This window comes from Streptomyces sp. NPDC093111, assembly GCF_040683955.1.
In the GTDB taxonomy this organism is placed as follows: Bacteria; Actinomycetota; Actinomycetes; order Streptomycetales; family Streptomycetaceae; genus Streptomyces.
Map to the genome: position 1 here is coordinate 118,792 of NZ_JBFBNW010000012.1, position 25,951 is coordinate 144,742.

Consider the following 25,951-nt stretch of genomic DNA (forward strand, 5'->3'; position numbering starts at 1 on the left):
CCCTTCCGCGTTCCTTACGATGCCGGGCATGAAGGATCACCCGTCATGAAGGACCGCTGGGAAGCACGCACCCAGACGCCGCTGCTGGTGCTGGCCGTGGCGTTCGGCGTGGCGTACGCCGTGCCGATCGTGGCGCCCGGCGCCGACCCGTGGGTGCACCGGCTGTGCACCCATGTGGAGTGGGCGGTGTGGGCCGCGTTCGCCCTGGACTATCTGGTGCGTCTCGCGCTCGCCCCGGCCAAGTGGGCGTTCGTGCGGGGACATCCGCTGGACCTGCTCGCGGTGATACTGCCGATGGTGCAGCCGCTGCGGCTGCTGCGGGTGGTGTCGACGCTCCTCCTGGTGGGCCGGCGGGCCCGGATGGCCCCGCAGATAACGCTCACCACCTATGTGGCGGGCGCGGTGGTCGGGCTGATGATGTTCGGCTCGCTGGCCGTGCTCCACGTGGAGCGGGACGCGCCGAACGGCAACATCAAGACGCTGGGGGACGCGGTCTGGTGGTCCTTCACCACGATGACCACCGTCGGCTACGGCGATCACGCCCCGACCACGGGCCTGGGCCGGGTGCTGGCGGTGGGTCTGATGCTGTCGGGCATCGCTCTGCTCGGTGTGGTGACGGCCAACATCGCCGCCTGGTTCATCGCCCGCTTCGAGCGGGACGACGAGACGGAGCGCCGGCAGCTGGAGCTCCTGGAGGCGCTGACCGTCGAGGTGCGGGAGCTGCGGGCCGAGGTCGCGCGCCTCTCGGTCCCGCCGCCCGGCACCCCGGACGTCCCGGCGCCTACCGCTCCCAGATCTTGAAGGCCCGGACCTGGTAGGGCGTCTGGGGGACCCAGGTCCCCCGGCCCGGGTAGGTCTCGAACTCGCCGGTCTCCGCGCAGACCGCGGACTGGTAGGTGGTGACCGGCCGTCCGGTCCGGTTGGCGAGGGCCTGGGCGGTCGTCCCCGGTGGCAGGGCGACACAGCTTTCGATGTCGACCGAGGCCAACTCGTGAGTCTGGGACCTGCCCTTGAAGTCGGGCTTGGGCCACAGGCACAGCTGGCCGGATCCGCAGGGGCCGAGGGCGGCGCCGGCCGGTGCGGCGCCCGGCGCGGCTCCCGGCGTGAAGCCCGGCGCGGCGCCCGGCGCGACACCCGGCGTGACGCCCGGCGCGGCGGCCTCGGCGGGCAGGGCCGCCAGGGCCGTCAGCAGGACTCCGGCAGCGAGAATCGTCTTCGTATACATGCAGGTGAACCCCCGTTTCGTCACTCTCTGTAATCGAGAGCATGGCGGAACGGACCCCCCGAACGGAAGAGGGGCCGCCCCCGTTCACGCGAACGGGTGACGACCCCCTAGGGGAGCTCAGGGCGGCCGGGGCGGCCCAGGACTCTCCCGGGTCCGGCTCGGGATCAGATGTGGGCCGCGCCCGCACCCGCCTCCGCGTTGGCGCCGCGCTTGGTGAGCGTGGCGACCAGGGCGGCGACGACGGCCACGACACCGGCGACGGTGAAGGCGAGCCCCATGCCGTCCATGAACGTGTCGTGGATGACCTTGCCGATGGTCCCGGCGATCTCGGGCGTCATGCCCGGCGCCTGCTCCAGGCCGGGCGGCACCATGCCGAACTCGGCGGCCTGCTCCAGGCGCGGGTCCGGCGGCGTCGGGATGCCGGCGCCCTTCCAGTTCTCCGCGAAGGCGCTGGAGACCTTGGAGGACATGACCGCGCCCAGGACCGCGGTGCCGAGGGCGCCGCCGACCTGCATGGCGGCCTGCTGCAGACCGCCGGCCACGCCGGACAGCTCCAGCGGCGCGTTGCCGACGATGACCTCGGTGGCGCCGACCATCACCGGGGCCAGGCCCAGGCCGAGCAGGCCGAACCAGAGGGACATCGCCAGGGTGCCCGTGCCGGAGGTGAGGGTGATCATGCCGAACATCGCGATCGCGGTGCAGACCATGCCGCCGACCAGCGGGACGCGCGGGCCGAACTTGGTGATCAGCGCGCCGGCCAGCGGCGAGGAGACGATCATCATGCCGGTCAGCGGGAGCAGGTGCATGCCGCTGTCGACCGGGCTGAGCCCCTTCACGCCCTGGAGGTAGAAGGTGACGAAGAACAGGCCGCCCATGAAGGCGAAGGCCATCAGGACCATCAGCACCACACCGGCCGAGAGCGGCACGGAGCGGAACATCGCCAGCGGGATGAGCGGCTCCTTGACGCGGGTCTCCCAGAAGGCGAAGACGCCGAAGAGCAGCAGCGCGCCGATCAGGCAGCCCCAGGTCTTGCCGCTCGACCAGCCCCAGGACTCACCGGCCTTGATGATGCCCCAGATGAGGGAGGCCATGGCGCCGGAGAGCAGCAGGATGCCGAGGACGTCGAAGGAGCGCGGGGCGTTCTCGGCGCGGTGGTCCTTGAGGATCACCAGGCCGAGGACGAGCGCGAGGACGCCGACCGGCACGTTGATGAAGAAGACGGACTGCCAGCTGACGTGCTCGACGAGCAGACCGCCGACGATCGGGCCGCCCGCGGTCGAGGCGCCGATGACCATGCCCCAGATGCCGATGGCCATGTTGAGCTTCTCGGCCGGGAAGGTCGCGCGCAGCAGGCCGAGCGCGGCCGGCATCAGCAGGGCGCCGAAGAGGCCCTGGAGGACGCGGAAGGCGACGACGAGGCCGATCGAGCTCGACAGGCCGATCGCGCCGGAGGAGGCCGCGAAGCCCGCGATGCCGATGATGAAGGTCTGGCGGTGCCCGAAGCGGTCGCCCAGCTTGCCGGCGGTGACCAGGGCGACGGCCAGCGCGAGCAGGTAGCCGTTGGTGATCCACTGGACCTCGGCGAGCGAGGCCTGGAGGTCGTCCTTGATGGCGGGGTTGGCGATGGCGACGATGGTGCCGTCGAGCGCCACCATCATGACGCCCACGGCCACGGCGAACAGCGTCAACCACGGATGACCGCGGAGCCCCTTCGCCTGAGCCGGGGCCGGAGTCGCGTCGGGCTGCCGGCCACCCCCCTGGCCCTTCGGGGTCTTTTCCACGGTGGTCTGACTAGTCATGCGGCGAGGCTAATGTCAGTCACTGACAATTGACTAATGAGTTCACGCGACGGTAACTGTCATGTTGCTCACAGGTACGCTGAGCTGGACGAAGTGGCCGAATCGAGACGGGGAAGGGAGCCGGGTGGTGACGATTCCCGGTCTGCGTGAGCGGAAGAAGCAGCGCACCCGCGACGCGTTGATCCGGGTCGCCCTCGAGCTCTTCACCACCCAGGGGTACGAGGGGACCACCGTCGACGAGATCGCCGACGCGGTCGAGGTCTCGCAGCGCACCTTCTTCCGCTACTTCGCCTCCAAGGAGGACGCGGCCTTCGCCGTCCAGCAGATGGTCGAGGAGCGCTTCATGCGCGCGCTGACCGAACGGCCCCCCGAGGAGGGCCCGTTCGACGCGATGCGCAACGCGGTCCTGAGCGCCTGGGACACCATCGGCGAGGCCATCGCCGAGGTCGTCCCCGTCGAGCTGTACGTCCGCAGCTTCCAGGTCATCGAGTCCACGCCCGCACTGCTCGCGGTCCACCTGCGCCGCTCCACGGAGATGGAGGAGTCCATCGCCCGGGTGATCGCCGAACGCGAGGGCCTCGACGTGGACGCGGACCCCCGCCCGCGGATCGCCGTGGCGGCGTTCAGCGGCGTGATGCGGGTGACCGGCCAGCTGTGGGGACGGAGCGGCGAGCCGACCCTGGAGGCGATCCGCGCGCTCACCGAGCACTACCTGGACCACCTGGGCCCGGCGCTCGCGCCGGACTGGAGGACCTGAACGGACCCGGGGCGCACCCGCCCGCACCCGCCCGCACCCGCCCGCGCCGGCACGCGGCCAGGCGGGCAGGCGGGCAGCCACCCCGCCCGTACGCCCTCCACCCCGCCCGCACGCCCTCCACCCCGCCCGCACGCCCTCCACCCCGCCCGCACGCCCTCCACCCCGCCCGCACGCCCTCCACCCGCCCCCCCCCACGCCCTCAACCCGCCCCACCCCCGCGCAAGCTCCGCGTGCGCCCCCGCGCACGGAACGTCACCGCGCGCCGTCCGCCAGGTGATCCGCGTCACTCGCCCGCCCGGGCGTACGACCGCGCCCCCTAGGGTGGCTCGCAATGCCACCTTTCGACTCCTCCCCCACCCTCTCCGTCTGGCGCATGATGCTCGCGCTGGCCGTGGTGTTCGTGTTCCTGGCGACCACCGGGTGGACCACGATCCGGGATCAGAGCACGCCAGGGGAGACCCGCGCGACCGCGCTCGCCGCCTGGGCCCACGGACGGATCGGGCAGCGCCCGCTGCCGGACGCCGCGGCCCCGGCCCGTACCGTCGCCGCCTTCTTCGCCTCCCTGTCCCCCGCACAGCGGACCCGCCTCGCCGACCGCTACCCGCTCGTCGTCGGCAACCTCAACGGCGTCCCGGTCACCCTCCGCTACCGCGCGAACCGGATCGCCCTCGCCCACACCCTCGACGCCGAGCGGAGCCGGGTCGACGACCCGCGGCTCAACGCCGAAGGACTGCACGAGGCCCGCCGCCGCGTGGACCGCTTCCGGTCGCTGATGCACCCCGGCCGCCAGATCCTCGCCTTCGACCCGACCGGCTCGGGCCGGACCGCCGAGGTCCTCGGCGACCTGGACCGGGCCCGGCGGGTGTCGGTGATCGTGCCGGGCGTCGACACCAACCTGCTCACCTTCCAGAAGACCGCCCGGATGTACTCGGCCCCCGCCGGCATGGCCACCTCCCTGTACGCCGCCGAGCACCGCGCCGACCCGCGCGCCCGGACCGCCGTCATCGCCTGGGCCGACTACACCGCGCCCGTCGGCGTCGGGATCGAAGCGGCCATCGGGCGGCTCGCCGAGAACGGCGCCGTACGGCTCGTCGACCTGACCGCCGCGCTGCCCGGCGACGCCCGGGTCAGCCTGTTCTGCCACAGCTACGGCTCCGTCCTGTGCGGGGTCGCCGCCTCCCGGCTGCCCGCCCGGGTGACGGACGTCGTGGTCGCCGGCAGTCCCGGCATGCGCGCCGAGCACGCCGCCGACCTCGCGACCCCGGCCCGCATCTGGGCGATGCGGGACGCGGGCGACTGGATCGCCGACGTCCCGCACGTGGAGCTCGGCGGGGTCGGCCACGGCGCCGACCCGGTCGCCCCGGAGTTCGGCGCGCGGCTGCTCTCGGCGGCCGGGGCCAGCGGCCACGCCGGATACTTCGAGCCCGGCACCGGGAGCCTGCGGAACTTCGCCGCGATAGGTGTCGGCGCCTACGACGACCTGACCTGCGCCGCCGCCGACAGCGCTTGCCGCCGGGGAATCTCCGGTGCCGAAGCCGCCTGACGCGCGTAGATCACGGCGGATTTCGGGCGTTCCCACAGGGGCGACGCCGGGGCATACGCCGCATACGATGAGGCGTATGGGTGATGTGCTGGCCGGAATTCATGCCACCTGGCAGTTCGAGAGCGACGCCATCGTCATCCGTTTCGAACGGGGGATCCGTACGCCGAGACTCTTCGGCGCGCTGCGCGAACGGCGCATCCCGCACGAGGCGTTGGCGTCCGTGACGCTCGCCCCGGGCAAGCGGGGCACCGTGGTGCTGCACGCCGTGCCGAGACCCGGGGCCGATCCGCTGGTCGAGGCGGCGGCGGGGCAGCTGAAGGAAGGGGGCGACCCCTACCGGCTCGTGCTGCCCGTCGACCGCGAGGCGCAGGCCGCGTACTACCGCGAGGAGCTGCTCGCGGTGCTCCCCCGGGACGCGGCGGAGCCGACGGACGGCTTCCTCGTCGCGGCGCCGGAGGGCCCGCAGTCCTTCAAGGCGTACGACGGGAAGGCCAGCTTCGACGGGTCCGGCGAGGTCGCCTTCCGCTGGTCGCGGACCGGGGCGTCCTCGGAGAAGTGGCGGGCGGGTGACCGGATCTTCCCGGTACGGGAGCTGAGCGGGGTCGAGTGGCGCTCGCCCGAGTCCCCCGACGGCTGCCTGCGGCTGCTGCCGCGCGGGGCGGTCGCCGCGTCGGCCCGGCCGCCCCACCCGGACCTGGACCCCGCCGCGGTGGTCTTCGGGCACCGCTACGGGCCGGTGCACGAGTCCCTGCCCTTCGCCGCCGCCGTGCTCGCCGCGATCCGCGGCTCCGGCCGCGTCCCCGCCTTCCCGGGCGCCTCCGCGCCCTACGACCCGGCGGGAGTTGCGGAAAGGATTCGGCACCTCGGCGAGCTGCACCGGGCGGGCCTCGTGACCGACGAGGAGTTCTCCTCCAGGAAAGCCGAGCTGCTGGCCGAGCTGTAGGGACGGGCGCGAGGTACGGGGACGGGGCGCGCCCCCCGGGGTACGGAGGCGGGGCGCGCCCCCGTAGTACGGGCCCGACCCCGTACCCCGGTATGACCCCGCACCCCACCCCCCGGTATGACGTCCGCTCCCACCCCGCCTGCCTACCCTGGGCGGGCCATGAAGGATGAACCGCGGCGCCGAGAGCGCCTCTCCCAGACCGCCGTCCGTGTGCGCGGGCGGCTCCAGAGCGTCGGGGCCCGGGCCGCCGGGCCGCTCCGTGCCGTCGGGGCCCGGGCGAACGGGCTGGTCCGCAGCTTCGGAGTCGCGCTCGCCACGCCGTCCGCCGACGGGGAGGCGCTGCTCGCCCGGGCGTCCTCGCCCTGGGTGCGGCTGCTCCCGTACGGGGTCGCGCTGGCGTTCGTCGCCGCGCTGCTCCCGGTCACCGTCACCGTGCTCGTCCAGGACTACCAGGTCAACGGCGCCGTCGCCGGGGCGCTCGCCACCGCGCAGACCGCGCCCCTGCTGCTCGCCGTCACCCGGCCCCTCCAGGCCTGGTGGGTGATCTTCTCCGCGGACGTCCTCGGCGGCTTCGTGCTGCTCGCCGCCGACGGGGTCGACGGGCGGCCCTGGCCGTGGACGCCGATGGTCGTGGTCGGCTACCTCGCGCTCATGCTGGCGCTCGGCCTGCGCGAGTCCCGGCGCGCCCTCCTCGGCGTGTGGCTGATGACCGGGGCCGCCGCGACCGTCTTCGAGATCTTCTCCCCGCACCGGGCCGGCGGCATCACCCTGCTCCTCTTCGTGCTCAGCGGCGCCGTGCTGCTGATCACCGCGACCCTGCGGGGCCGCGGCGACGCCGAGCGGCGGCTCGTCGAGCAGGAGACCATCAGCGAGGCCGAACGCGCCCGCCGCACCCTCCTGGAGGAGCGCGCCAGGATCGCCCGCGAGCTGCACGACGTGGTCGCCCACCACATGTCGGTGATCACCGTGCAGGCCGACTCCGCCCCGTACCGCATCCCCGAACTGCCGGACGCGGCCCGCGAGGAGTTCGCCTCGATCGCGGCCGGCGCCCGCGAGTCGCTCGCGGAGATGCGGCGGCTGCTCGTGGTGCTGCGCAGCGAGGGCGCCGAGGGCGAACGGGCGCCGCAGCCGGGGCTCGACCGGGTGCAGCAGCTGGTCGAGGCGACGGTACGGGCCGGGGTGCCGGCCGAGCTGTCCCTGGCGGCCGGTCTGGACGGCGTCCCGCAGGCGGTGGACCTGTCGGCGTACCGGATCGTGCAGGAGGCCCTCGCCAACGTCGTCCGGCACGCGCCGGGCGCCGCCACCCGGGTGTCCGTCCGTCCCGACGGCGAGGGCTGGCTGAACGTCCTGGTCGTCAACGGGCCCGCCGCGGAGAAGGGTTCGCCCGTGGAGCGCGGTTCCGGGACCGGGCACGGGCTGGTCGGGATGCGGGAGCGCGTACGGTTGACCGGCGGCTCGCTCGACACCGGGCCGCTGCCGGACGGGGGCTTCCGGGTCGCCGCCCGGCTGCCGCTGGGACCGACCGACTGCTGAGGAAGCCCGTGACCATCCGTGTGATCATCGTCGACGACCAGGCCATGGTGCGGGCGGGGTTCGCCGCGCTGCTCGCCGCGCAGCCCGACATCGACGTGGTGGGCGAGGCGCCGGACGGGCGGCAGGGCGTGGACGTGGCCCGCTCCACCCACCCGGACGTGGTCCTCATGGACGTACGGATGCCGGAGCTCGACGGGCTCTCGGCGGCGCGGGAGATCCTGAACCCACCGCCGGGCGTGGTCCACCGCCCCAAGGTGCTCATGCTCACCACCTTCGACGTGGACGACTACGTGTACGAGGCGCTGCGCGCCGGCGCCTCCGGCTTCCTCCTCAAGGACGCGCCCCCGGCCGACCTGATCGCGGCGGTCCGGGTGGTGGCGGCCGGCGACGCGCTGCTCGCGCCCTCGGTGACCCGGCGCCTGATCGCCGACTTCGCCGCCTCGAAGCCCGCGCCGCGCGCGGACCGCGCGGCACTGCGCCTCAACGGGCTGACCCCGCGCGAGACGGAGGTCCTCGAACTGATCGCCCGGGGCCTGTCCAACCAGGAGATCGCCGACCACCTGGTGCTGGCCGAGCAGACCGTGAAGACCCACATCGGCCGGGTGCTGGCCAAACTGGACCTGCGCGACCGGGCCCAGGCGGTCGTCTTCGCGTACGAGTCGGGGCTTGTGACACCGGGTCAGGGGCGGTAGTCGCGAGGGGGCCAGTCCCGGGGACGCCAGCCCCGGGGACGCCAGCCCCGGGGACGCCAGCCCCGGGGACGCCAGCCCCGGGGACGCCAGCCCCGGGGACGCCAGTCCCGGGGACGCCAGCCCCACCGGCGCCAGCCCCACCGGCGCCAGCCCCACCGGCGCCCGTCCCAGGGGCGCCAGCCCCGAGGGCCCTAGCCCCACGGGCACTAGCCCCACGGGCACTAGCCCCACAGGTGCTAGTCCGTCCCCGCGGGCCGGCTCCACCCCCGTCCGCGCGGGCCGGCTCCGCCCCCTCCGCACCCGGCGCCGGGCCCGCCCCCGAAGGCGCGTCGGCCCCGCCGTCGCCGGGGTGCCGGGCCCGTCCCCCCGTACGCGCTCGGGACAACCCCCGGGGGTTAGCCCCACCCCCTCCCTGGGGCCTTCTGCTCCTCCTCCCCCTACCGGGGTATCGGTTCGCGGTTGGCGCTCCGGTGTGACGCCCGGTCAGGCGTCGTCTTCCTACCTTCCTCTCGCCAACGACGAGAGAGAGGGAGGGCCACTCGATGCGCCGCTTCACGAGGACCCTGGTCGCCGCCGCGCTCACCGCGACCATGGTGGCCGGGACCGCAGGCTGGGCTTCCGGCAGCAGCCAGCAGGCCGTGACCGGCGCGCCGGTCGGGACCGCGCAGTGGCGGGCCGAGGGGCTGCCCGACCCGCAGCGCATGACGCCCGCCCAGATCGCCTCCTACTTCGGGTCCTTGAGCCCCCGGCGGCAGCGGGAGCTGGCCGCCGCCCACCCCACCGTGGTCGGCAACCTCGACGGCGCCCCGCCCGCGCTGCGCTACGCGGCCAACGCCCGGACCGCCGGAACCCGGTTCGCCGGGCAGCAGGTCCTCGCCTACGACCCGCGGGGGCGCGGCCAGGCGGTCCTCGTCTACGGCGACCTGGCGAAGGCCGCGCACGTGGCCGTGATCGTGCCGGGGTCCGACATCGACGCGGGGAACCTCGCGCCGCTCACCCGCAAGGCCACCGCCCTGCGCGAGGCCACCGGCGGCCGGACCGCCGTCGTCGCCTGGGCCGGCTACACCACGCCCGTCGGGGTCGGCCTGGACGCCGCCACCGGGGGCCTGGCCGAGGCCGGTGCCGGGCGGCTCACCCGCTTCACCGAGGGGCTGGCCGCCGTCGGCGCCGCCGGGCCCTCGGTCTTCTGCCACAGCTACGGCTCCGTCGTCTGCGGGCTCGCCGCGCACGGCATCGAGGTCAAGGACCTCGTCGTCCTCGGCTCCCCCGGGATGCGCGCCGACAACGCCGCCGCGCTCGGCACCGGGGCCCGGGTGTGGGCCGCGAAGGACCCCACGGACTGGATCGACCGGATCCCCAACGTCCAGGTGGCCGGCCTCGGGCACGGCGCCGACCCCACCGCCCCCGAGTTCGGCGCGCGCCGGATCGACGCCGGTGACGCGCGGGGCCACGACGGCTACTTCGCCCCCGGGACCGCGTCCCTGCGGGCCTTCGCCGCGATCGCCGAGGGGGTCGCCCGATGAGCTCGACGCAGACCCTGGTCCGGCGCATCGAGGCCGGTACGCCCGCCCACCGCGACCGCGCGATCGACGGGCTGCGCGCCCTCGCGCTGCTCGCCGTGCCCACCGGGCACTGGCTGCTCGGCGGGTTCACGCGCTCCGCCGACGGCGCGATCCACAACGCCAGCCCGCTCTCCGCCTTCGGCGGCCTCGCCCCGGCCAGCTGGATCCTCCAGATGCTGGGCATCTTCTTCCTGGTCGGCGGCTACGCCTCGGTGCTCTCCTTCCGGCGCCACCAGGGTCCGGTCCGCGACTGGCTCAAGGCCCGGCTGGCCCGGCTCGGCCGCCCGGTGCTCGGGGTCACCGCCGTGTGGGCGGCGCTGCTGCCGCTGCTGCACTACGGGCTCGGCGTGCCGGGCGACACCCTGCGGACGGCGTCGACGCTGGTTATACAGCCGCTGTGGTTCGTGGGCGTCTACTCGGTCGTCACCGCGCTCACCCCGTACTGCGTCCGGGCCGCCCGCCGGCTCGGCGTGTGGGCGGCGGCGCCGCTGCTCGGGTCCGTCGCCGTCGTCGACCTGCTGCGTTACGGGCCGTACGCCGATGCCGTGCCGTCCTGGCTGAGCGTCCTCAACATCCTGCCCGGCTGGCTCTTCGCGTATCAGCTCGGCGTCTCCTGGGGCGAGGGGCGGGTCACCCGGCGGCACGCCTGGGCGCTTCTCGCGGGTGGCGCGGCGCTGTTCGCCGTGCTCCTGCTGTGGTGCGGTTACCCCGCCTCGATGGTCGGCGTCCCGGGCGAGGCCCGCACCAACTCGCACCCGCCGTCGCTGCTGGTGCTCGCGCTCGCCGCGGCGCAGAGCGGCGCCGCGATCCTGCTGCGGGACCGGCTCGGGAAGCTGCTCCGGAAGCCGGCGCTGTGGGCGCCGGTCGTCGTGATCAACCTGTCCGCGATGACGATCCTGTGCTGGCACCAGACGGCGATGCTGACCGCCGCGATCCCCGCCTCGTACGTGGGGGAGGTCGCCGGTCTGGTCGGGGCGCCCGACTCGGTCGGCTGGATCCTGGCGCGGCTGGCCTGGATGCCGGTCTTCGCGGGGCTGCTCGTCCTGATCGGGCGGTACGCGCGGGGCTTCGAGTCGCCGTGGAGCCGGACCGGCACCGCCTTGCGGGCCCTCGCGGGTGTTCTGGCGGCGGGGTTCGCGGTCTTCGCGCTGGGGCTGGCGTGAGGTGGGTGCGGGTGCGGGTGCGGGTCCGGGCCCCCGCCCGCTAGTCCTCCCGGGACGCCGACGTGAACGTCATGTCCGGGTAGCGGTCGCCCGCTACCTGGGTGGCGATCGGTTCCAGGGTGGTGAGTTGGGTTTCGGTGAGGGTGATGCGGGTGGCGGCGGCGTTCTCCTTCAGGCGGGAGCGCTTGCGGGTGCCCGGGATGGGGACGACGTCCAGGCCGTGTACGGCGGCGCGCTGCTGGACCCAGGCGAGGGCGATCTGTGCGGGGGTCGCCGCGTGTTCCTCGGCGATCGTCCGGACCGGGGCGAGCAGGGCCGCGTTGCGGGCCGCGTTCTCGCCGCTGAAGCGCGGCTGGTGGCGGCGGAAGTCCGTGTCGGACAGGTCCTTGGAGGCGTCGGCGAACGCGCCGGTGAGGAAGCCGCGGCCGAGCGGCGAGTACGGGACGAAGGTCACGCCCAGTTCGGCGGCGGCGGCGACCGCGCTGCGTTCGACGTCGCGGGAGAACAGCGACCACTCGGACTGGAGCGCGGCGATCGGGTGCACCGCGTACGCCTCGCGCAGCTCGGCCCCGGTGACCTCGCTCAGGCCCAGGTGCCGGACCTTGCCCTCCCGGACGAGCTCGGCCATCGCGCCGACGGACTCGGCGAGGGGGACGCCGGGGTCACGGCGGTGCATGTAGAGGAGGTCCAGGGACTCGACGCCGAGGCGGCGCAGGCTCGCCTCCACCGCGTTGCGGATGTACGCGGGGTCGTTGCGGACGCCCCGGTACGCGGGGTCGTCGGCCCGCCGCTCGATGCCGAACTTGCTGGCCAGGACGATCTCGTCGCGGTGCGCGGCGACGAACGGGGCGAGGAACTCCTCGTTGGCGCCCTGCCCGTAGACGTCGGCCGTGTCGATGAGGGTGACGCCCGACTCCAGGGCCGCGTCGAGGGTGTCGCGGGCGGCCTTCTCGTCGGTGTCGCCGTAGAACTCGCTGATGCCCATGGCGCCGAAGCCCTGGACGCCGATCTCCGGTCCGTCCTGTCCCGCGCCGAGACGTACGGTGCCGATCCTGCCGTCGCTGCTGCTCATGAGGTGCTGCCTCCGCATACGGTGCCGTAGTGGTCGATCTTGAGGTCGAGCACGGCGAGGGTGTCCTGCAACTCGGCGATCCGGGTCAGGACGTCGCTCCGGGTGGTCTCCAGGAGCGCACGCCGCTCGGCGTGGGTGTGGGCGCCCTCGCGGACGAGCTCGGCGTACCGCACCATGTCGGCCACCGACATCCCGGTCAGCCGCAGTTTGCCGACGAAGGCCAGCCAGTCCAGGTCCCGCCCGGTGAAGCGGCGCTGCCCGGTGTGCGAGCGGTCGACGTGCGGCATGAGGCCGATCCGCTCGTACCAGCGCAGGGTGTGGGCCGAGAGTCCGGTCAGGGCGGCCACCTCGCTGATCGTGTAGCGGTCCTTCCGCACCGGGGCTGTCGTGCTCTCGATCAAGCTCATGCCCTCACGCTAGAACGTTGGAGTGCACTCGAAGCAAGCAGGCCAAGTACGCTCGGCACCATGCTGAGCAGCCTGCAGACCCTGGCGTCGATCGAGAACTGGCCCGTCCCCACCGCCGCGGCGGCCGTCGTCCGCGCGGACGGCACCCTGGCCGGCGCGCACGGCCCCACCGGCCGGCGTTTTCCGCTCGCCTCGGTCACCAAGCCGCTCGCCGCGTACGCCGTCCTCGTCGCGTACGAGGAGGGGGCGATCGACCTCGACGAGCCGGCCGGGCCCGAGGGCGCGACCGTGCGGCACCTGCTCGCGCACACCTCCGGGCTCGCCTTCGACGAGAACCGGGTCATGGCGGCGCCCGGCGCCCGCCGGATCTACTCCAACACCGGCTTCGAGGTGCTCGGCGACCACGTCGCGAAGGCCACCGACATCCCCTTCGCCGAGTATCTGCACCAGGCGGTCCTGGAGCCGCTCGGGATGACCGCGACGACGCTGGAGGGCTCGCCCGCCAAGGACGGCGTGTCGACCGTCGACGACCTGGTGCGCTTCGCCGCCGAGGTGCAGGCGCCGCGGCTGCTCGACGCGCGGACGGTGCTGGACGCGATGACCGTGACGTATCCCGGTCTCACCGGCATCCTGCCGGGCTACGGGCACCAGCGGCCCAACGACTGGGGCCTCGGCTTCGAGATCCGCGACGGCAAGGCGCCGCACTGGACGGGCGCCTCGTCGTCGCCGCGCACCTTCGGGCACTTCGGCCAGTCCGGGACCTTCCTGTGGATCGACCCGGACGCCGGCGCGGCCTGCGTGGCGCTCACCGACCGGCCCTTCGGGGCCTGGGCGGTCGAGGCGTGGCCGCCGTTCACGGACGCGGTCCTCGCGGAGCTGCGGGGCGTCTGAGCGGGGACGCCCGCCGGGTCAGTCCGTCTCGCAGCGGGACGCGGGCAGCGGCCCGTCCGTGCCGGCGAGGACCACCTCGGCGGTGCGGCCGAGCTCCTCGGCGTAGGAGGCCGTGCAGATCAGCTGGCGTACGGCGATCGGGTCGAGGTCCTGGACGCGGACGCGGAGCCCGACGGTGAGCTGCGGGCGCCCGTCGGGGCCGGTCTGGCGCATGGTGTGCGGTTCGCCCGCGCCGTGGAAGTCGATCCGGGTGGTGAGGCCGGCGGCCCGCTCGCGCTCGTCCGGGCCCTCGATGAGGGCGCCGAGCAGCTTGTCGGTGGCGACCCGGTAGTCGGGCGGGCGGGCGACGTCGACGCCGGAGCCGTCGTTGACGATGCGGTGGAAGCCGAGGTCGCGGGCGACCGGCATCAGCCTGCCCTCCCGTCCGACGAAGAACAGCAGCATCCGCGGGTTGCCGGTGGGGTTCACCGTGACCGGGGCGCCCGCCCCGGCCTCCACGACGTCGCTCTTCTGTATGCCGCAGCCGGCCAGCGCCAGCAGGGCCAGCAGGGCGGCTGCCGCACGCCTCCGGGGGCGGCTCGCGGCGGGAGTCACAAGGGGATCCTGACGGTGAAGACGGCACCGCCGTCGGGGCGGTTGGCGGCGACGACCGTACCACCGTGCAGCCGGACGTTCTCCAGGGTGATGGCGAGGCCCAGGCCGCTGCCCGCCGAGCGGGTGCGGGCCGCGTCGGCCTTGTAGAAGCGGTCGAAGACGTGCGGCAGGACGTCCTCGGGGATGCCCGGCCCCCGGTCGGCGACCTCCGTGACGAGCCGCCCGTCGGGCCCGTCCTCGGCGTACAGCCGGACCGTCACCGGCGGGGCGCCGTGCCGCAGGGCGTTGCCGACCAGGTTGGCGACGACGACGTCGAAGCGGCGCGGGTCGAGGGGGGCGCGGATGCCGTCGGTGAGCTCGGTGACGATCTGTTCCGGGTCGGTCCAGTGGCGGTTCTGGAGGGTCTTGCGGACCGAGTCCGCCGCGTCGACCTCGTCGGTGTGGAGCTCGGCCGCGCGGGCGTCGAAGCGGGAGATCTCCATGAGGTCCTCGACGAGCACCGCGAGTTTGCCGGTCTCGGCGCTGATCAGGCGGACGGCGCGGGCGGTGTCGGAGTCGAGGGTGCCGGCGTCCTCGTCGAGCACCTCGGTGACGGCGAGCATCCCGGCGAGCGGGGTGCGCAGTTCGTGGGAGACGTCGGAGGCGAAGCGGCGGGCCCGGGCCTCGGCGTTCCGCAGCTCCGTGACGGAACGTTCCAGCTCGGCGGCGGACTCGTTGAAGGTGCGGGCGAGGTCGGCGAGTTCGTCGCTGCCCTTGGCGTGGATGCGGGTGTCCAGCCGGCCCCGGCCCATGCTGTGGGCGGCGACCCGCAGCTCCCGCACCGGCCGCAGCACCCCGCGCGAGGCCACCAGGGCCGGGATCAGGGCGACGAGCAGCGCGGGCAGGGCGCCGTCGCGGGCGGCGACGACCATCGCCTCGACGTTGGCCTCCTCCTCGCCGAGGTCCATCACCGCGTACAGGACGAGCCCGGTGGGGCTGTTCTCGGGGAAGCCCCGGTAGTAGTCGCCGAAGACGGCGGGCACCGCGATGGTCAGGTACGGGACGCCGTCCTTGACGACCCGCTGGAAGCTGCCGTGGGTGGCGCCGATCGCGGTGGCGCGGCGGCGCAGTTCGGGGGTGAGGACGCTCGACTCGGGCCGGTCGGTGGACGACACCCGCAGGTCGCCGTATTCGGCGTACACCCGCCAGGGCCGTGGCTTGCCCTGCCGGGCGATGCCCTGGAGGGCGGTGCGCAGCCCGTCGGGGTTGATGGGCAGCTGCGTGTTCAGGGTCTCGACCTGCTGGCGGAAGGCGGAGACGGCGGTGTCCTGGGTCTGCTCCAGGATCGCGTTGCGGGCGGCCCGGTAGGTGAGGGCGGCGGTGGTGCCGCAGCCGACGGCGGCGACCAGCAGGAAGGCGAGGACGAGCCGGGTGCGCAGCCCGAAGGGGTGCAGGCGTCTGCGGCGGGCATCGGCGTGTCTGCCGCCGCCCGGGACGTGGGCTCTCACAACGGTCCGAAGCGGTAGCCGAAGCCGCGCAGGGTCTGGATGTAGCGGGGGTCGCCGGGGGTGTCCTCGATCTTGTTGCGGAGGCGGCGGACGCAGGCGTCGACGAGCCGGGCGTCGCCGTGGAAGCTGTGCTCCCAGACGTGTTCGAGGAGCTGCTGGCGGCTGAAGACCTGCTCGGGGGCGGCGGTGAGGTGGAGCAGCAGCTTGAGCTCGGAGGGGGCCAGCGCGATGCGTTCGCCGTTCTTGGCGACGGTGAGTCCGGCCCGGTCGACGGCGAGCTCCCCGTGGAACTCCACGGCCTGCCGGGCGCCGCCGGGCTCGTCGATCCGGCGGAGCACGGCCCGGATCCGGGCCTCGATGACCTCGGTACGGGCGGGCTTGACGATGTAGTCGTCGGCGCCGGCCTCCAGGCCGATGACGACGTCGAAGTCGTCGCCGCGGGCGGTGAGCATGATGATCGGGAGCTGGCTGGTCTCGCGGACCTGGCGGCAGACCTGGACGCCGTTCATCCCGGGCAGCATGAGGTCGAGGAGGAGCAGGTCGGGGCGGAACTCGCGCAGCGCGGCGAGGCCGGTCTCCCCGGTCGCGGCGGTGCGCACCTCGTGCCCGCGGCGCCGGAGCCCGAGCTCGACGCCTTCGCGGACGGAGGGGTCGTCTTCGATCAGCAGCACGCGTGGCATTCGTGGAGTATCCCAAGGTCGGTCGGATGCGCTCCCCGCCGGGGAGGGGATCCGGCGGGGAGCGGGTACGGGGGGGGCGGGGCGGGTGTGGTGTCAGCGCCGCCGGGTGAGCCGGGCGGCGGTGCCCGTGAGCAGGGCCTGCACCTCGGTGAGCCGGAGCGGCCGGGCGAGGAGGGCGAAGACGGCGAGGACGGCGCCCGCGCCGGCCAGTCCGGAGAGCACGGAGCCGGCGCCGGTGGTGCGGTCGGCGACGAGCAGCCCGAACCCGGCGGCGGGCACGGCGGCGGTCAGCAGGCGCGCCAGCGCGGCACCTGCACCGGCACCGGCAGTCGGCGCGGGGTCGATGGGCACCCGGGCGGCGTTCGCGGCACCGGTCGGCACGGTCCCGGTGGGTGCCTGGCCGGCCGGCGCGGCACCGGCGCCGGTCGGCGCGGTCCCGGCCGCCCCGGCCTCCGGCCGCCCCGTGCCCCTGAGCCTGCGCCCGAGTACGTACGCCGTGAGGCCCCAGCCCGTCCAGAGCGCCAGGGAGTAGCCCGCGGCCATGCCCGTGACGGCCCAGCGGGCGGGCAGGACGCTGAAGGCGGTGACGGCGAGGAGGGCGTTGAGGCCCGCGATGACCAGGTTCAGGAGGAAGGGGGTGCGGGTGTCGCGCAGGGCGTAGAAGGCGCGGGTGCAGACGTACTGGCCGGAGAGGGCGACGAGGCCGGGCGCGAGGGCCATCAGGATCCAGGCCATCGCGCGGACCGCCGCCGCGTCGGTGCGGCCGTACTGGAAGACCATGCCCACCAGCGGGACGGCCAGCGCGAACAGCGCGCACGCGGCGGGCACGATGGCCGCCGCGCTGGTGCGCTGCGCGTACGCGACGTCCCGGCGCACCCCCGCCAGGTCGCCCTCGGCCGCCGCGCCGCTCATCCGCGGCAGCAGGGCCGTGACCAGGGCGACGGTGACGATGCCGTGCGGGACGGCCCACAGCAGGTAGGCGTTGTTGTACGCGCTGAGGCCGGCGCCCTCGGCGTGCTGGCCGGCCGCCGTGGCGATCTTGGTGGTCACCCAGTACGCGGCCTGGTTGGTGAGGACCAGCAGGACCAGCCAGCCGGCCGCCTTCAGGGGCGCGGTCAGGCCGCTGCCCCGCCAGTCGAAGCGGGGCCGCCAGCGGAAGCCCGCCGCCTTCAGGGAGGGCAGGAGGGCCAGGGCCTGGAGGGCGATGCCCGCGGTGGTGCCCCAGCCGAGCAGCGCGGTCTCGCCGGGGGTGAGCTCCCCGCCCGCCGAGACGGCGAGGAACAGGCCGAAGACGCCGACCACGACGACGTTGTTGAGGACCGGCGTCCACATCATCGCGCCGAACCGGCCGCGCGCGTTGAGCACCTGCCCGAGCAGCGTGAACAGGCCGAGGAAGAAGATCTGCGGCAGGCAGGAGCGGGCGAACGCGACGGTCATGTCCCGCTGAGCGCCGGTGTAGTCGGTGTATCCGTCGACGATCGCGGGGGCGGCGAGCACGGCGACGCCGGTCAGCACGGTCAGGGCGAGCACGCAGACGGTGAGCAGCCGGTCGGTGTAGGCCACGCCGCCGTCCGCGTGTTCCTTGGCCGCCTTGACCAGCTCGGGGACGAAGACCGCGTTGAGGGCGCCGCCGAGCAGCAGCATGTAGACGATCGTGGGGACGGAGTTGCCGACCGCGTAGCCGTCGGCGACGAATCCGGTGCCGATGGCCGCCGCGACGACGGCGGAGCGTACGAAGCCGGTGGCGCGCGAGACCAGGGATCCGGCCGCCATCAGCGCGCCGCTGCGCAGCACGGACGGGGACGTGGCCGGGGCCGCCTCGGTGGCCGTGGCCGTCATCGGCGGGCCAGGTACGCCTGGAAGGCGCGGTACAGCGTGTGGTTGGTCGTGCCCTGCAATGGAATCTCCCACTCCCCCAGCGTCTCGACGACCCGCCCGCCCGTGCCCAGCTTCCAGCGGAGCAGTCCGTGGGCCCGGTCGTCCGGATCGAGGGTGGAGGGTACCCCGCGCATGTCGTAGACGTCCGCTCCCAGCGCGTGGGCGTCGAGCAGCATGCGCCACTGCAGTGCGTTGGAGGGGCGGACCTCGCGGCGGTGGTCGGCGGAGGCGCCGGTCTGGTACCAGACCCGCCGTCCGACGGTGACCATGGTGTGGGCGGCGAGGATCTCGCCCTCGTGCCGGGCCAGGTAGAGCCGCATCCGCCCCGGGTGCTCGGCGTTGAGGACGGCGTACTGGCGCTCGTAGTACGCGAGGGAGCGGCCGAGCCGGAAGCCGTCGCGCTCCTCGGTGACGCGCAGCAGCCGGTAGAACTCGGGCAGGTCGGCGGCGGAGCCGACGACGACCTCGACGCCGGACTTGCGGGCCTTGCGGATGTTGCGCCGCCACTCCTGGTTGAGCCCGGACCACAGGTCGTCGGAGCTGCGGCCGGTGAGCGGCACCTGGTAGACGAGGCGCGGCTGGGCGTCGGCGCCTTCGTCGGCCTCGCCGCCGCACCGCTTCCAGCCGCGGGCCCGCAGCCGTTCGGCGACGGCCGAGCCCAGCGGGTCGACCTCGGTGGCGAGGACGTCGGACAGGCGCCGGCCGGGCCCCGCGTGCGCCTTCAGCGTGGCGGCGGACCAGCGCCGGTAGTCCGGCCCGGGGCCCATCCGCACCGCGAACACGCCGCAGGACCGCAGGTGCCGGAGCAGCGGATCGAGCCAGCCGTCGAGGTCCGGGTCGGCCCAGTCGGCGACGGGCCCCTCGGGCAGGTAGGCGAAGTACTTGCGGGTGCCGGGGAACGCCCGCAGCAGCACCAGCGCGACGCCGGACAGCTCACCGAACTCGGGTCCCCAGCCGACCAGCTGGTGGGTCCAGCCGTCCTTCACCTGTGCCCAGGAGGGGACCTGGAGGAAGCTGGGCCCGTCCGCTCCGGTGGAGCGGGCGGCCAGGAACGCGCGGTACACCTCGGGGGTGACGGGGCCGAGCCGCAGCGCGGGGCGGGCGGGCGCGGGCGTCACGAGCAGCGCTGACACAACGAGGGCCTCCTTGTTCCGCCCCGTCGGTGGTGGGGCGCTCAGCAGGCTCACAGCCGGTATTGACCACTCCGCGCGAGGATTGTGACCGGACGATGACCGTTTCTCTTCAGCCCCCGTCACAACGCCCCGGGACCGGGCGCGTCCCCCCGGCGGCGGCCTACAGTCCGGTGCATCCCACCCTTTCCACCCTCGCGGAGGCCGTGCCGTGCTGCGCACCCACATACGCATCCCCCTGTTCCTGATCGCGGCCGCGTCGCTGACCGCCTGCTCGACGGCGGCGGCCGACCCGCAGTCCGCGTCGCCGAAGGCGTCCGCGGACGGCGCCCCCGCGAAGGTGACCGTGGTGCCCCCGGCGGCCGGGCGGCCGGTGACGGTGACGGCCACCGGCGGCACCCTGGCGACGGTCAAGGTGGTCGACGCGAACGGCATCGCGCTCGTCGGCCGCACCGGTACGGGCGGCTCCGCCTGGACCTCGGACCGCAAGGCCGCGCCGGGCACCACGTACACCGTGGAGGTGACCGCGCGGGGCGCCGGCGGCAAGGAGACGAAGGACCGCAGGTCCTTCTCCACCCCCGAGGCCGACAAGGTCAACAAGCTGACGCTGGCCCCCGGCAAGAACACCACGGTGGGCGTCGCCCACCCCCTCTCGATCGTCTTCGACCGCCCGGTGACCAACAAGGCCGACGTCGAGCGCCAGTTGAAAGTCACCACCTCCGTCCCCACCGAGGGCTCATGGGGCTGGCTCAAGGACTACTCGGGCAAGGACCGCGCGGACTGGCGGCCCCGCGCGTACTGGAAGCCCGGCACGAAGGTCACCCTGGACGCGACGCTGAACGGCACCGACTCGGGCGGCGGCTGGTTCGTCCGCGACTACCGCACCGGCTTCACCGTCGCCGCCCAGTCCCAGGTCATCAAGGTCGACCTCGACCGCCAGAAGCTCTCCGTCGTCCGCGACGGGCGCACCGTCCGTACCATCCCCGTCTCCGGCGGCACCCCCGGCGGCGACAAGCGCTCCTGGCGCGGCACGGCCGTCCTGATGGCGAAGGAGGGCACGATCAACATGAACTCCGAGACGGTCGGCCTCGGCGACGCCTACAACAAGGACGTCGACTACTCGATGCGGCTGACCTGGTCCGGCATGTACGCCCACGCCGCCCCCTGGAACGCGGCCTACTTCGGCAACGCCAACAAGAGCTCCGGCTGCATCGGCATGAGCACCGAGAACGCCACCTCCTTCTACGCCTCCGTCCGCGTCGGCGACCCGTTCGAGATCACCGGCGAGGACACCAAGGGCGTCGTCGCCGAGGGCAACGGCTACGGCGCGTGGAACCTGGACTGGAACGCCTGGCAGGCCAAGAGCGCCCTGCGCGGCTGACCCCGGCCGGGTCACCCACAGGAGTGGCCGTACGGGATTCCCTCCTCCGGCCCGCGACGCACTGGATACGCTCGGCGACACAGCGAGTCGACACGCCGAGCGCGTCCAGGCCGGAGGTACCCGCCATGGCCAACATCATGCAACTCGACCCCAGCGCCTCCCCCTTGGACTACTACGGCTGGGAGCTCCGCCGCTTACGCGAGGCGCACGGCCTCAAACAGCAGCAGCTGGGCGACATCATCTTCTGCTCGGCCTCCCTGATCGGCCAGGTCGAGTGCGCGAAGAAGATCCCCACCCGCGAGTTCTCCGAACGGCTGGACGCGGCACTCGGCACGGACGGGCTGTTCAGCCGGCTCGTCGGGCTGGTGCTGCGGAGCCAGTTGCCGGCGTGGTTCCAGCCGTACGCGCAGATGGAGGCCATCGCGACGTACATCTCCACGTTCCAGACGCAGCTGGTGTACGGGCTGTTGCAGACGGAGGAGTACGCGCGGGCGGTCCTGGCCACCGGCATGCCGGACGACCTGGAGGGTCTGCTCGCGGCGCGCATGGAACGCCAGCGCATCCTGACCCGAGAGCGCCCGCCGCTGGCCTGGGCGGTGCTCGACGAAGCGGTGCTCCACCGGCCGATCGGCGGCCGCGAGGTGATGCGCAGGCAACTGGCCCACCTGCTGACGTTCGCCGACCACCGCTGGATGCGCATCCAGGTGCTGCCCTTCGAGGCGGGCGAACACGCAAGCCTGGCAGGGTCGTTCACAGCCCTTCGCTTCGACGACGACCCGGATATCGTCTACACCGAGGACATCATCTCGGGCCACATGACCGCCAACCCCGACACCGTCAGGGAAGCCGCGCTCCGTTACTCTCACGTGCAGGCCACCGCCCTCTCCGTAGAGGATTCGGCGGCACTGATCGCCCGCGTGATGGAGGAACGTTATGGAGACCCGTCCTGAGCTGACCGGCGCGCGGTGGCGTAAGTCCAGCTTCAGCGGAAGCACCGGTGGCGAATGCGTCGAGTGCACCGTCACCGGAAACGCCGCCTGGCGGAAGTCCTCGTACAGCGGAAACACCGGCGGCGAGTGCCTTGAGGTCATCGACGACTGCCCCGGCACCGTCCCGGTCCGTGACAGCAAGAACCCCACGGGCCCGGCCCTGATCGTCGGCGCCGCCGCCTGGCAGACCTTCGTGGACGGCGTCCGCTAGGACGCACCCCGCATCTCCCACAGCAACACCTCCGCGTCGCCGGTCGCGAGCAGGGCGAGGCCCTCCGCGCCGGTGACGCGTGCCGCGTCGCCCGCCGACAGCTCCTCGCCGTCGAGGCGGACCGTGCCGCGCACCACGTGCGCGTAGACGAAGGCGGCGTCCGGGACGGCGGACCGCTCGCCCGCCTCCAGGCGGCGTACGTGGAGCATCGCGCCCGCCGCCGGCAGGGCGTACGGGGTGGCGTCGGCGATGCCGCGGACCACGTCGTACGCGGGGGCGCCGCCGGGGGTCAGCGGGGCCAGCCACATCTGGACGAAGACCAGCGGGGCCGGGCCGTCGTTGCGCTCGACGTGCCGGACGCCCTCGGCGGCGCTCAGGTGCTGGAGGTCGCCGGGGCGGACGAGGGTCGCGTGGCCGGTCGAGTCGCGGTGGGTGAGCTCGCCCTCGACGACCCAGGTGACGATCTCGGTGTGACTGTGCGGGTGCTCGTCGAAACCGGCCCCCGGCGCGAGACGCTCCTCGTTGCAGGCGAGCAGCGCGCCGAAGCGGAGGTTGTCGGGATCGTAGAAGCGCCCGAAGGAGAGGGCGTGCCGGGTGTCGATCCCGGCCTCGGGGTCACCTCCGGGGTACCGCTCCCCGGCGCGCTGGATGCGTATCACGGGCCCACGGTAGCGGCGGCCGGTGCGCGGGGTGTCCGCGAAACCGCCCCGACCCCGCACGCGGCCGTCCTGATAAGGCAGTCTTGTCCCCGTGTCTGAACCCGTGAACGCCCCTCACCCGCACGCCGCGACCCTGAAGCGCCTCGAACAGTCCTCCGGGCGGCTCGCCGCCAACGCCATTGCCCGCATGGACGAGACGCTGCCGTGGTACCGGGCGATGCCGCCCGAGAACCGGTCGTGGATCGGCCTGGTCGCCCAGGCGGGGATCGCGGCGTTCACCGAGTGGTTCCGGCACCCGGAGACCCCGCAGGCGATCTCCACCGACGTGTTCGGCACCGCGCCGCGCGAGCTGACCCGGGCGATCACGCTGCGGCAGACCGTCGAGATGGTCCGCACGACCATCGAGGTCATGGAGGTGGCGATCGACGAGGTCGCCGCACCGGGCGACGAGCGGGTGCTGCGCGAGGCGCTGCTCGTCTACGCGCGGGAGATCGCCTTCGCCACCGCGCAGGTGTACGCGCAGGCCGCCGAGGCGCGGGGCGCCTGGGACGCCCGGCTGGAGTCGCTGGTCGTGAACGCGGTGCTCTCCGGGGAGGCCGACGAGGGGGCCGTGTCCCGGGCCGCCGCGCTCGGCTGGAACTCGCCGGAGAACGTGTGCGTGGTCCTGGGGACGGCGCCCGACGGGGACAGCGAGCTGACCGTCGAGGCGATCCGCCGGGCCGCCCGGCACGCCAAGCTCCAGGTGCTCACGGGGGTCCTCGGGGACCGGCTCGTGGTCATCGCGGGCGGCAACGACAACCCGCTGGCCGTGGCGAAGGCGCTGATCGGGCCGTACGCGGCCGGTGCCGTCGTCGCCGGGCCCGTCGTGCCCGACCTGCTGGCCGCCACCCGGTCCGCGCAGGCCGCCGCCGCCGGCCTCAAGGCCTGCACGGCCTGGCAGGACGCCCCCAGGCCCGTCCTCGCGGACGATCTCCTGCCGGAGCGGGCCATCGCCTCCGACCCTTCGGCCCGCGACCAGCTGGTGGAGGAGATCTACAGACCGCTGGAAGAAGCGGGATCGGCGCTGCTCGAAACACTCAGTGTCTATCTGGAGCAGGCGAGCAGCCTGGAAGGCGCGGCGCGGATGCTGTTCGTCCACCCGAACACCGTGCGCTACCGGCTTCGACGTGTGACCGACGTCACCGGCTGGTCACCCTCCGACGTCCGCTCCGCGTTCACCCTGCGGATCGCACTCATCCTCGGGCGCTTGGCCGACGCGGATACCCAGTCCTAGACTTTTGTCGAACACCAACAATTCGACCGACGGTTCTTCGTCCTTGTCCCCACGGGCGTCGGGGACCGTCCCCAAGAGAGAGTGTGAGGGTGCTCGTACTCGTCGCTCCCGGCCAAGGCGCCCAGACGCCCGGCTTCCTGACTCCCTGGCTCGAACTCCCCGGTGCCGCCGACCGCGTCGCGGCCTGGTCCGACGCCATCGGGCTCGACCTTGCCCACTACGGCACGAAGGCCGACGCGGACGAGATCCGCGACACCGCCGTGGCGCAGCCGCTGCTGGTCGCGGCCGGTCTGCTGTCCGCCGCCGCCCTCGGTGACCTGGCGCCCGGCGCCGTCGCCGGTCACAGCGTCGGCGAGTTCACCGCCGCCGCGTTCGCGGGCGTCCTCGACGACACCGCCGCGCTGCGTCTCGTACGCACCCGTGGTCTGGCGATGGCCGAGGCCGCCGCGATCACGAAGACCGGCATGGCGGCGCTGCTCGGCGGCGACCCCGAGGTGACCGTCCCGCACCTGGAGAAGCTGGGCCTGACCCCGGCCAACGTCAACGGCGCCGGCCAGATCGTCGCCGCCGGCACCCTGGAGCAGCTGGCCGCGCTCGCCGAGGACAAGCCCGAGGGCGTCCGGCGCGTGGTCGAGCTCAAGGTCGCCGGCGCGTTCCACACGCACCACATGGCCCCGGCCGTGGAGAAGCTGGCCGCCGCCGCCCAGGAGCTGTCCCCGGCCGACCCGGCCGTGCGCTACGTCTCCAACAAGGACGGCCAGGTCGTCACCGGCGGCGCGGAGGTCATCGCCCGCCTGGTCGGCCAGGTCGCCAACCCGGTCCGCTGGGACCTGTGCATGGAGACCTTCAAGGAGCTCGGCGTCACCGGCCTGATCGAGGTGTGCCCCGGCGGCACCCTGACCGGCCTCGCCAAGCGCGCCCTGCCCGGTGTCCCCACCGTGGCTCTGAAGACCCCGGACGACCTCGACGCGGCCCGCACGCTCGCAGCGACGACGGCCACGGCCTGACAAGGAGTGTCGAGAAGCATGGCGAAGATCAAGCCCAGCAAGGGCGCCCCGTACGCGCGCATCCTCGGTGTCGGCGGCTACCGCCCGACCCGTGTGGTGCCCAACGAGGTGATCCTGGAGAAGATCGACTCCTCCGACGAGTGGATCCGCTCGCGCTCCGGCATCGCCACCCGCCACTGGGCGTCCCCCCAGGAGACCGTCACCGCGATGTCGGTGGAGGCCTCCGGCAAGGCGATCGCCGACGCCGGGATCTCTCCCGAGCAGATCGGCGCGGTCGTCGTCTCCACGGTGTCGCACTTCAAGCAGACGCCGGCGGTGGCCACCGAGATCGCCGACAAGATCGGTGCCGGCAAGCCGGCCGCGTTCGACATCTCCGCCGGCTGCGCGGGCTTCGGCTACGGCCTCACCCTCGCCAAGGGCATGATCGTCGAGGGTTCGGCCGAGTACGTGCTGGTGATCGGCGTGGAGCGGCTGAGCGACCTGACCGACCTGGAGGACCGCGCGACGGCCTTCCTGTTCGGCGACGGCGCCGGTGCCGTGGTCGTCGGCCCCTCGGACGAGCCGCACATCGGCCCCACGGTGTGGGGTTCGGAGGGCGACAAGTCCGAGACGATCAAGCAGACCGTGCCGTGGAACGAGTTCCACAGCGGCGACGACTCGACGCTGCCCCTCAACGAGCAGGGCGACATCAAGTTCCCCGCCATCACGCAGGAGGGCCAGGCGGTCTTCCGCTGGGCCGTCTTCGAGATGGCGAAGGTCGCCCAGCAGGCCCTGGACGCCGCCGGCATCTCGGCGGACGACCTGGACGTCTTCATCCCGCACCAGGCCAACATGCGGATCATCGACTCGATGGTGAAGACCCTCAAGCTGCCGGAGCACGTCATGGTCGCCCGTGACGTGGAGACCACCGGCAACACCTCGGCCGCCTCGATCCCGCTCGCGATGGAGCGGCTCCTGGCGACCGGCAAGGCCAAGAGCGGCGACACGGCGCTCATCATCGGCTTCGGGGCGGGTCTCGTCTTCGCCGCGACGGTCGTTACTCTCCCCTAGGCACTCCGGATCTCCCGGAAGCCTC

The 25,951-nt window shown here is 73.7% G+C and carries 25 protein-coding genes; 15 read left to right on the forward strand and 10 right to left on the reverse strand.

Annotated elements, in window-relative coordinates; all coding sequences use genetic code 11:
• Positions 1-45: 45 nt before the first annotated feature.
• Positions 46-801: a potassium channel family protein gene (locus AB0Q96_RS22090; RefSeq protein ID WP_365327928.1), complete on the forward strand. Its 756-nt coding sequence runs from the start codon at positions 46-48 to the stop codon at positions 799-801.
• Here the strand turns inward: AB0Q96_RS22090 and AB0Q96_RS22095 are convergent.
• On the reverse strand, positions 782-1,225 hold the full coding sequence (locus tag AB0Q96_RS22095) for a peptidase inhibitor family I36 protein (RefSeq protein WP_365327930.1): 444 nt from the start codon (positions 1,223-1,225) through the stop codon (positions 782-784). The two genes, AB0Q96_RS22090 and AB0Q96_RS22095, sit on opposite strands and share 20 nt — an antisense overlap.
• A gap of 164 nt (positions 1,226-1,389) precedes the next feature.
• On the reverse strand, positions 1,390-3,024 hold the full coding sequence (locus AB0Q96_RS22100) for an MFS transporter (protein ID WP_365327932.1): 1,635 nt from the start codon (positions 3,022-3,024) through the stop codon (positions 1,390-1,392).
• 127 nt (positions 3,025-3,151) lie between these two features.
• On the opposite strand from AB0Q96_RS22100, the gene AB0Q96_RS22105 reads away from it, so the two are divergent.
• From AB0Q96_RS22105 to AB0Q96_RS22135, 7 genes are all read left to right on the forward strand, one after another.
• Positions 3,152-3,781 carry a TetR family transcriptional regulator gene (locus AB0Q96_RS22105; RefSeq protein WP_365327934.1) on the forward strand — a complete coding sequence of 210 codons (630 nt, stop codon included), beginning with the start codon at positions 3,152-3,154 and terminating at the stop codon, positions 3,779-3,781.
• A 331-nt stretch (positions 3,782-4,112) separates the two neighbouring features.
• Positions 4,113-5,324, forward strand: coding sequence for an alpha/beta hydrolase (locus tag AB0Q96_RS22110; RefSeq protein WP_365327936.1), 1,212 nt, complete (start codon positions 4,113-4,115; stop codon positions 5,322-5,324).
• 76 nt (positions 5,325-5,400) lie between these two features.
• The gene (locus AB0Q96_RS22115; RefSeq protein WP_365327938.1) at positions 5,401-6,267 is read left to right on the forward strand and encodes a DUF4429 domain-containing protein; all 867 of its coding nucleotides are present in this window, start codon (positions 5,401-5,403) and stop codon (positions 6,265-6,267) included.
• A 159-nt stretch (positions 6,268-6,426) separates the two neighbouring features.
• Positions 6,427-7,800, forward strand: a complete 1,374-nt coding sequence (locus tag AB0Q96_RS22120; RefSeq protein ID WP_365327939.1) for a sensor histidine kinase — start codon at positions 6,427-6,429, stop codon at positions 7,798-7,800.
• Positions 7,801-7,808: 8 nt separating this feature from the next.
• Positions 7,809-8,492, forward strand: coding sequence for a response regulator transcription factor (locus tag AB0Q96_RS22125; protein WP_365327940.1), 684 nt, complete (start codon positions 7,809-7,811; stop codon positions 8,490-8,492).
• A gap of 542 nt (positions 8,493-9,034) precedes the next feature.
• Positions 9,035-10,015, forward strand: a complete 981-nt coding sequence (locus tag AB0Q96_RS22130) for an alpha/beta hydrolase (protein WP_365327942.1) — start codon at positions 9,035-9,037, stop codon at positions 10,013-10,015.
• Positions 10,012-11,217: an acyltransferase gene (locus tag AB0Q96_RS22135; RefSeq protein ID WP_365327944.1), complete on the forward strand. Its 1,206-nt coding sequence runs from the start codon at positions 10,012-10,014 to the stop codon at positions 11,215-11,217. Before AB0Q96_RS22130 ends, AB0Q96_RS22135 begins: the two co-directional genes overlap by 4 nt.
• 40 nt (positions 11,218-11,257) lie before the next feature.
• Here the strand turns inward: AB0Q96_RS22135 and AB0Q96_RS22140 are convergent, their stop codons facing one another.
• On the reverse strand, positions 11,258-12,289 hold the full coding sequence (locus tag AB0Q96_RS22140) for an aldo/keto reductase (protein ID WP_365327946.1): 1,032 nt from the start codon (positions 12,287-12,289) through the stop codon (positions 11,258-11,260).
• The gene (locus AB0Q96_RS22145; protein WP_365327948.1) at positions 12,286-12,696 is read right to left on the reverse strand and encodes a MerR family transcriptional regulator; all 411 of its coding nucleotides are present in this window, start codon (positions 12,694-12,696) and stop codon (positions 12,286-12,288) included. Before AB0Q96_RS22145 ends, AB0Q96_RS22140 begins: the two co-directional genes overlap by 4 nt.
• Positions 12,697-12,756: 60 nt before the next feature.
• Between AB0Q96_RS22145 and AB0Q96_RS22150 the strand changes: the two genes are divergently transcribed.
• Complete coding sequence (locus tag AB0Q96_RS22150) at positions 12,757-13,587, forward strand: serine hydrolase domain-containing protein (protein ID WP_365327951.1); 831 nt, start codon at positions 12,757-12,759, stop codon at positions 13,585-13,587.
• A gap of 18 nt (positions 13,588-13,605) precedes the next feature.
• On the opposite strand, the gene AB0Q96_RS22155 is transcribed toward AB0Q96_RS22150, so the two are convergent.
• The 5 genes from AB0Q96_RS22155 to AB0Q96_RS22175 all read right to left on the reverse strand — a co-directional run bounded on the left by AB0Q96_RS22155 (position 13,606) and on the right by AB0Q96_RS22175 (position 19,359).
• Positions 13,606-14,181, reverse strand: a complete 576-nt coding sequence (locus tag AB0Q96_RS22155) for a hypothetical protein (RefSeq protein WP_365327953.1) — start codon at positions 14,179-14,181, stop codon at positions 13,606-13,608.
• Entirely contained in the window at positions 14,178-15,668 is a 1,491-nt protein-coding gene (locus AB0Q96_RS22160) for a HAMP domain-containing sensor histidine kinase (protein ID WP_365327955.1), read from the reverse strand. Before AB0Q96_RS22160 ends, AB0Q96_RS22155 begins: the two co-directional genes overlap by 4 nt.
• Entirely contained in the window at positions 15,665-16,348 is a 684-nt protein-coding gene (locus tag AB0Q96_RS22165) for a response regulator transcription factor (protein WP_365327957.1), read from the reverse strand. The genes AB0Q96_RS22160 and AB0Q96_RS22165 overlap by 4 nt, the downstream gene beginning before the upstream one ends.
• Positions 16,349-16,441: 93 nt before the next feature.
• Positions 16,442-18,187 carry a murein biosynthesis integral membrane protein MurJ gene (murJ, locus tag AB0Q96_RS22170; protein WP_365327959.1) on the reverse strand — a complete coding sequence of 582 codons (1,746 nt, stop codon included), beginning with the start codon at positions 18,185-18,187 and terminating at the stop codon, positions 16,442-16,444.
• On the reverse strand, positions 18,184-19,359 hold the full coding sequence (locus AB0Q96_RS22175; RefSeq protein WP_365327961.1) for a peptidoglycan bridge formation glycyltransferase FemA/FemB family protein: 1,176 nt from the start codon (positions 19,357-19,359) through the stop codon (positions 18,184-18,186). Before AB0Q96_RS22175 ends, murJ begins: the two co-directional genes overlap by 4 nt.
• Before the next feature lie 208 nt (positions 19,360-19,567).
• On the opposite strand from AB0Q96_RS22175, the gene AB0Q96_RS22180 reads away from it, so the two are divergent.
• The 3 genes from AB0Q96_RS22180 to AB0Q96_RS22190 all read left to right on the forward strand — a co-directional run bounded on the left by AB0Q96_RS22180 (position 19,568) and on the right by AB0Q96_RS22190 (position 21,937).
• A complete protein-coding gene (locus AB0Q96_RS22180; RefSeq protein WP_365327963.1) occupies positions 19,568-20,737 on the forward strand; it encodes an Ig-like domain-containing protein in 1,170 nt (389 codons plus the stop codon).
• Positions 20,738-20,862: 125 nt separating this feature from the next.
• The gene (locus AB0Q96_RS22185) at positions 20,863-21,687 is read left to right on the forward strand and encodes a helix-turn-helix transcriptional regulator (protein WP_365327966.1); all 825 of its coding nucleotides are present in this window, start codon (positions 20,863-20,865) and stop codon (positions 21,685-21,687) included.
• The gene (locus tag AB0Q96_RS22190; RefSeq protein ID WP_365327968.1) at positions 21,671-21,937 is read left to right on the forward strand and encodes a DUF397 domain-containing protein; all 267 of its coding nucleotides are present in this window, start codon (positions 21,671-21,673) and stop codon (positions 21,935-21,937) included. The genes AB0Q96_RS22185 and AB0Q96_RS22190 overlap by 17 nt, the downstream gene beginning before the upstream one ends.
• On the opposite strand, the gene AB0Q96_RS22195 is transcribed toward AB0Q96_RS22190, so the two are convergent.
• Positions 21,934-22,593 (reverse strand): pirin family protein, encoded by a 660-nt coding sequence (locus AB0Q96_RS22195; RefSeq protein ID WP_365328322.1) that lies wholly within the window; start codon positions 22,591-22,593, stop codon positions 21,934-21,936. The genes AB0Q96_RS22190 and AB0Q96_RS22195 overlap by 4 nt on opposite strands.
• 94 nt (positions 22,594-22,687) lie before the next feature.
• On the opposite strand from AB0Q96_RS22195, the gene AB0Q96_RS22200 reads away from it, so the two are divergent.
• The 3 genes from AB0Q96_RS22200 (at position 22,688) to AB0Q96_RS22210 (ending at position 25,926) form a co-directional block, all read left to right on the forward strand.
• On the forward strand, positions 22,688-23,869 hold the full coding sequence (locus tag AB0Q96_RS22200) for a helix-turn-helix domain-containing protein (RefSeq protein WP_365327970.1): 1,182 nt from the start codon (positions 22,688-22,690) through the stop codon (positions 23,867-23,869).
• Positions 23,870-23,958: 89 nt separating this feature from the next.
• Positions 23,959-24,876: an ACP S-malonyltransferase gene (locus AB0Q96_RS22205; protein WP_365327972.1), complete on the forward strand. Its 918-nt coding sequence runs from the start codon at positions 23,959-23,961 to the stop codon at positions 24,874-24,876.
• Between the two features lie 18 nt (positions 24,877-24,894).
• Positions 24,895-25,926 carry a ketoacyl-ACP synthase III gene (locus AB0Q96_RS22210; RefSeq protein ID WP_365327974.1) on the forward strand — a complete coding sequence of 344 codons (1,032 nt, stop codon included), beginning with the start codon at positions 24,895-24,897 and terminating at the stop codon, positions 25,924-25,926.
• Positions 25,927-25,951: the final 25 nt, after the last annotated feature.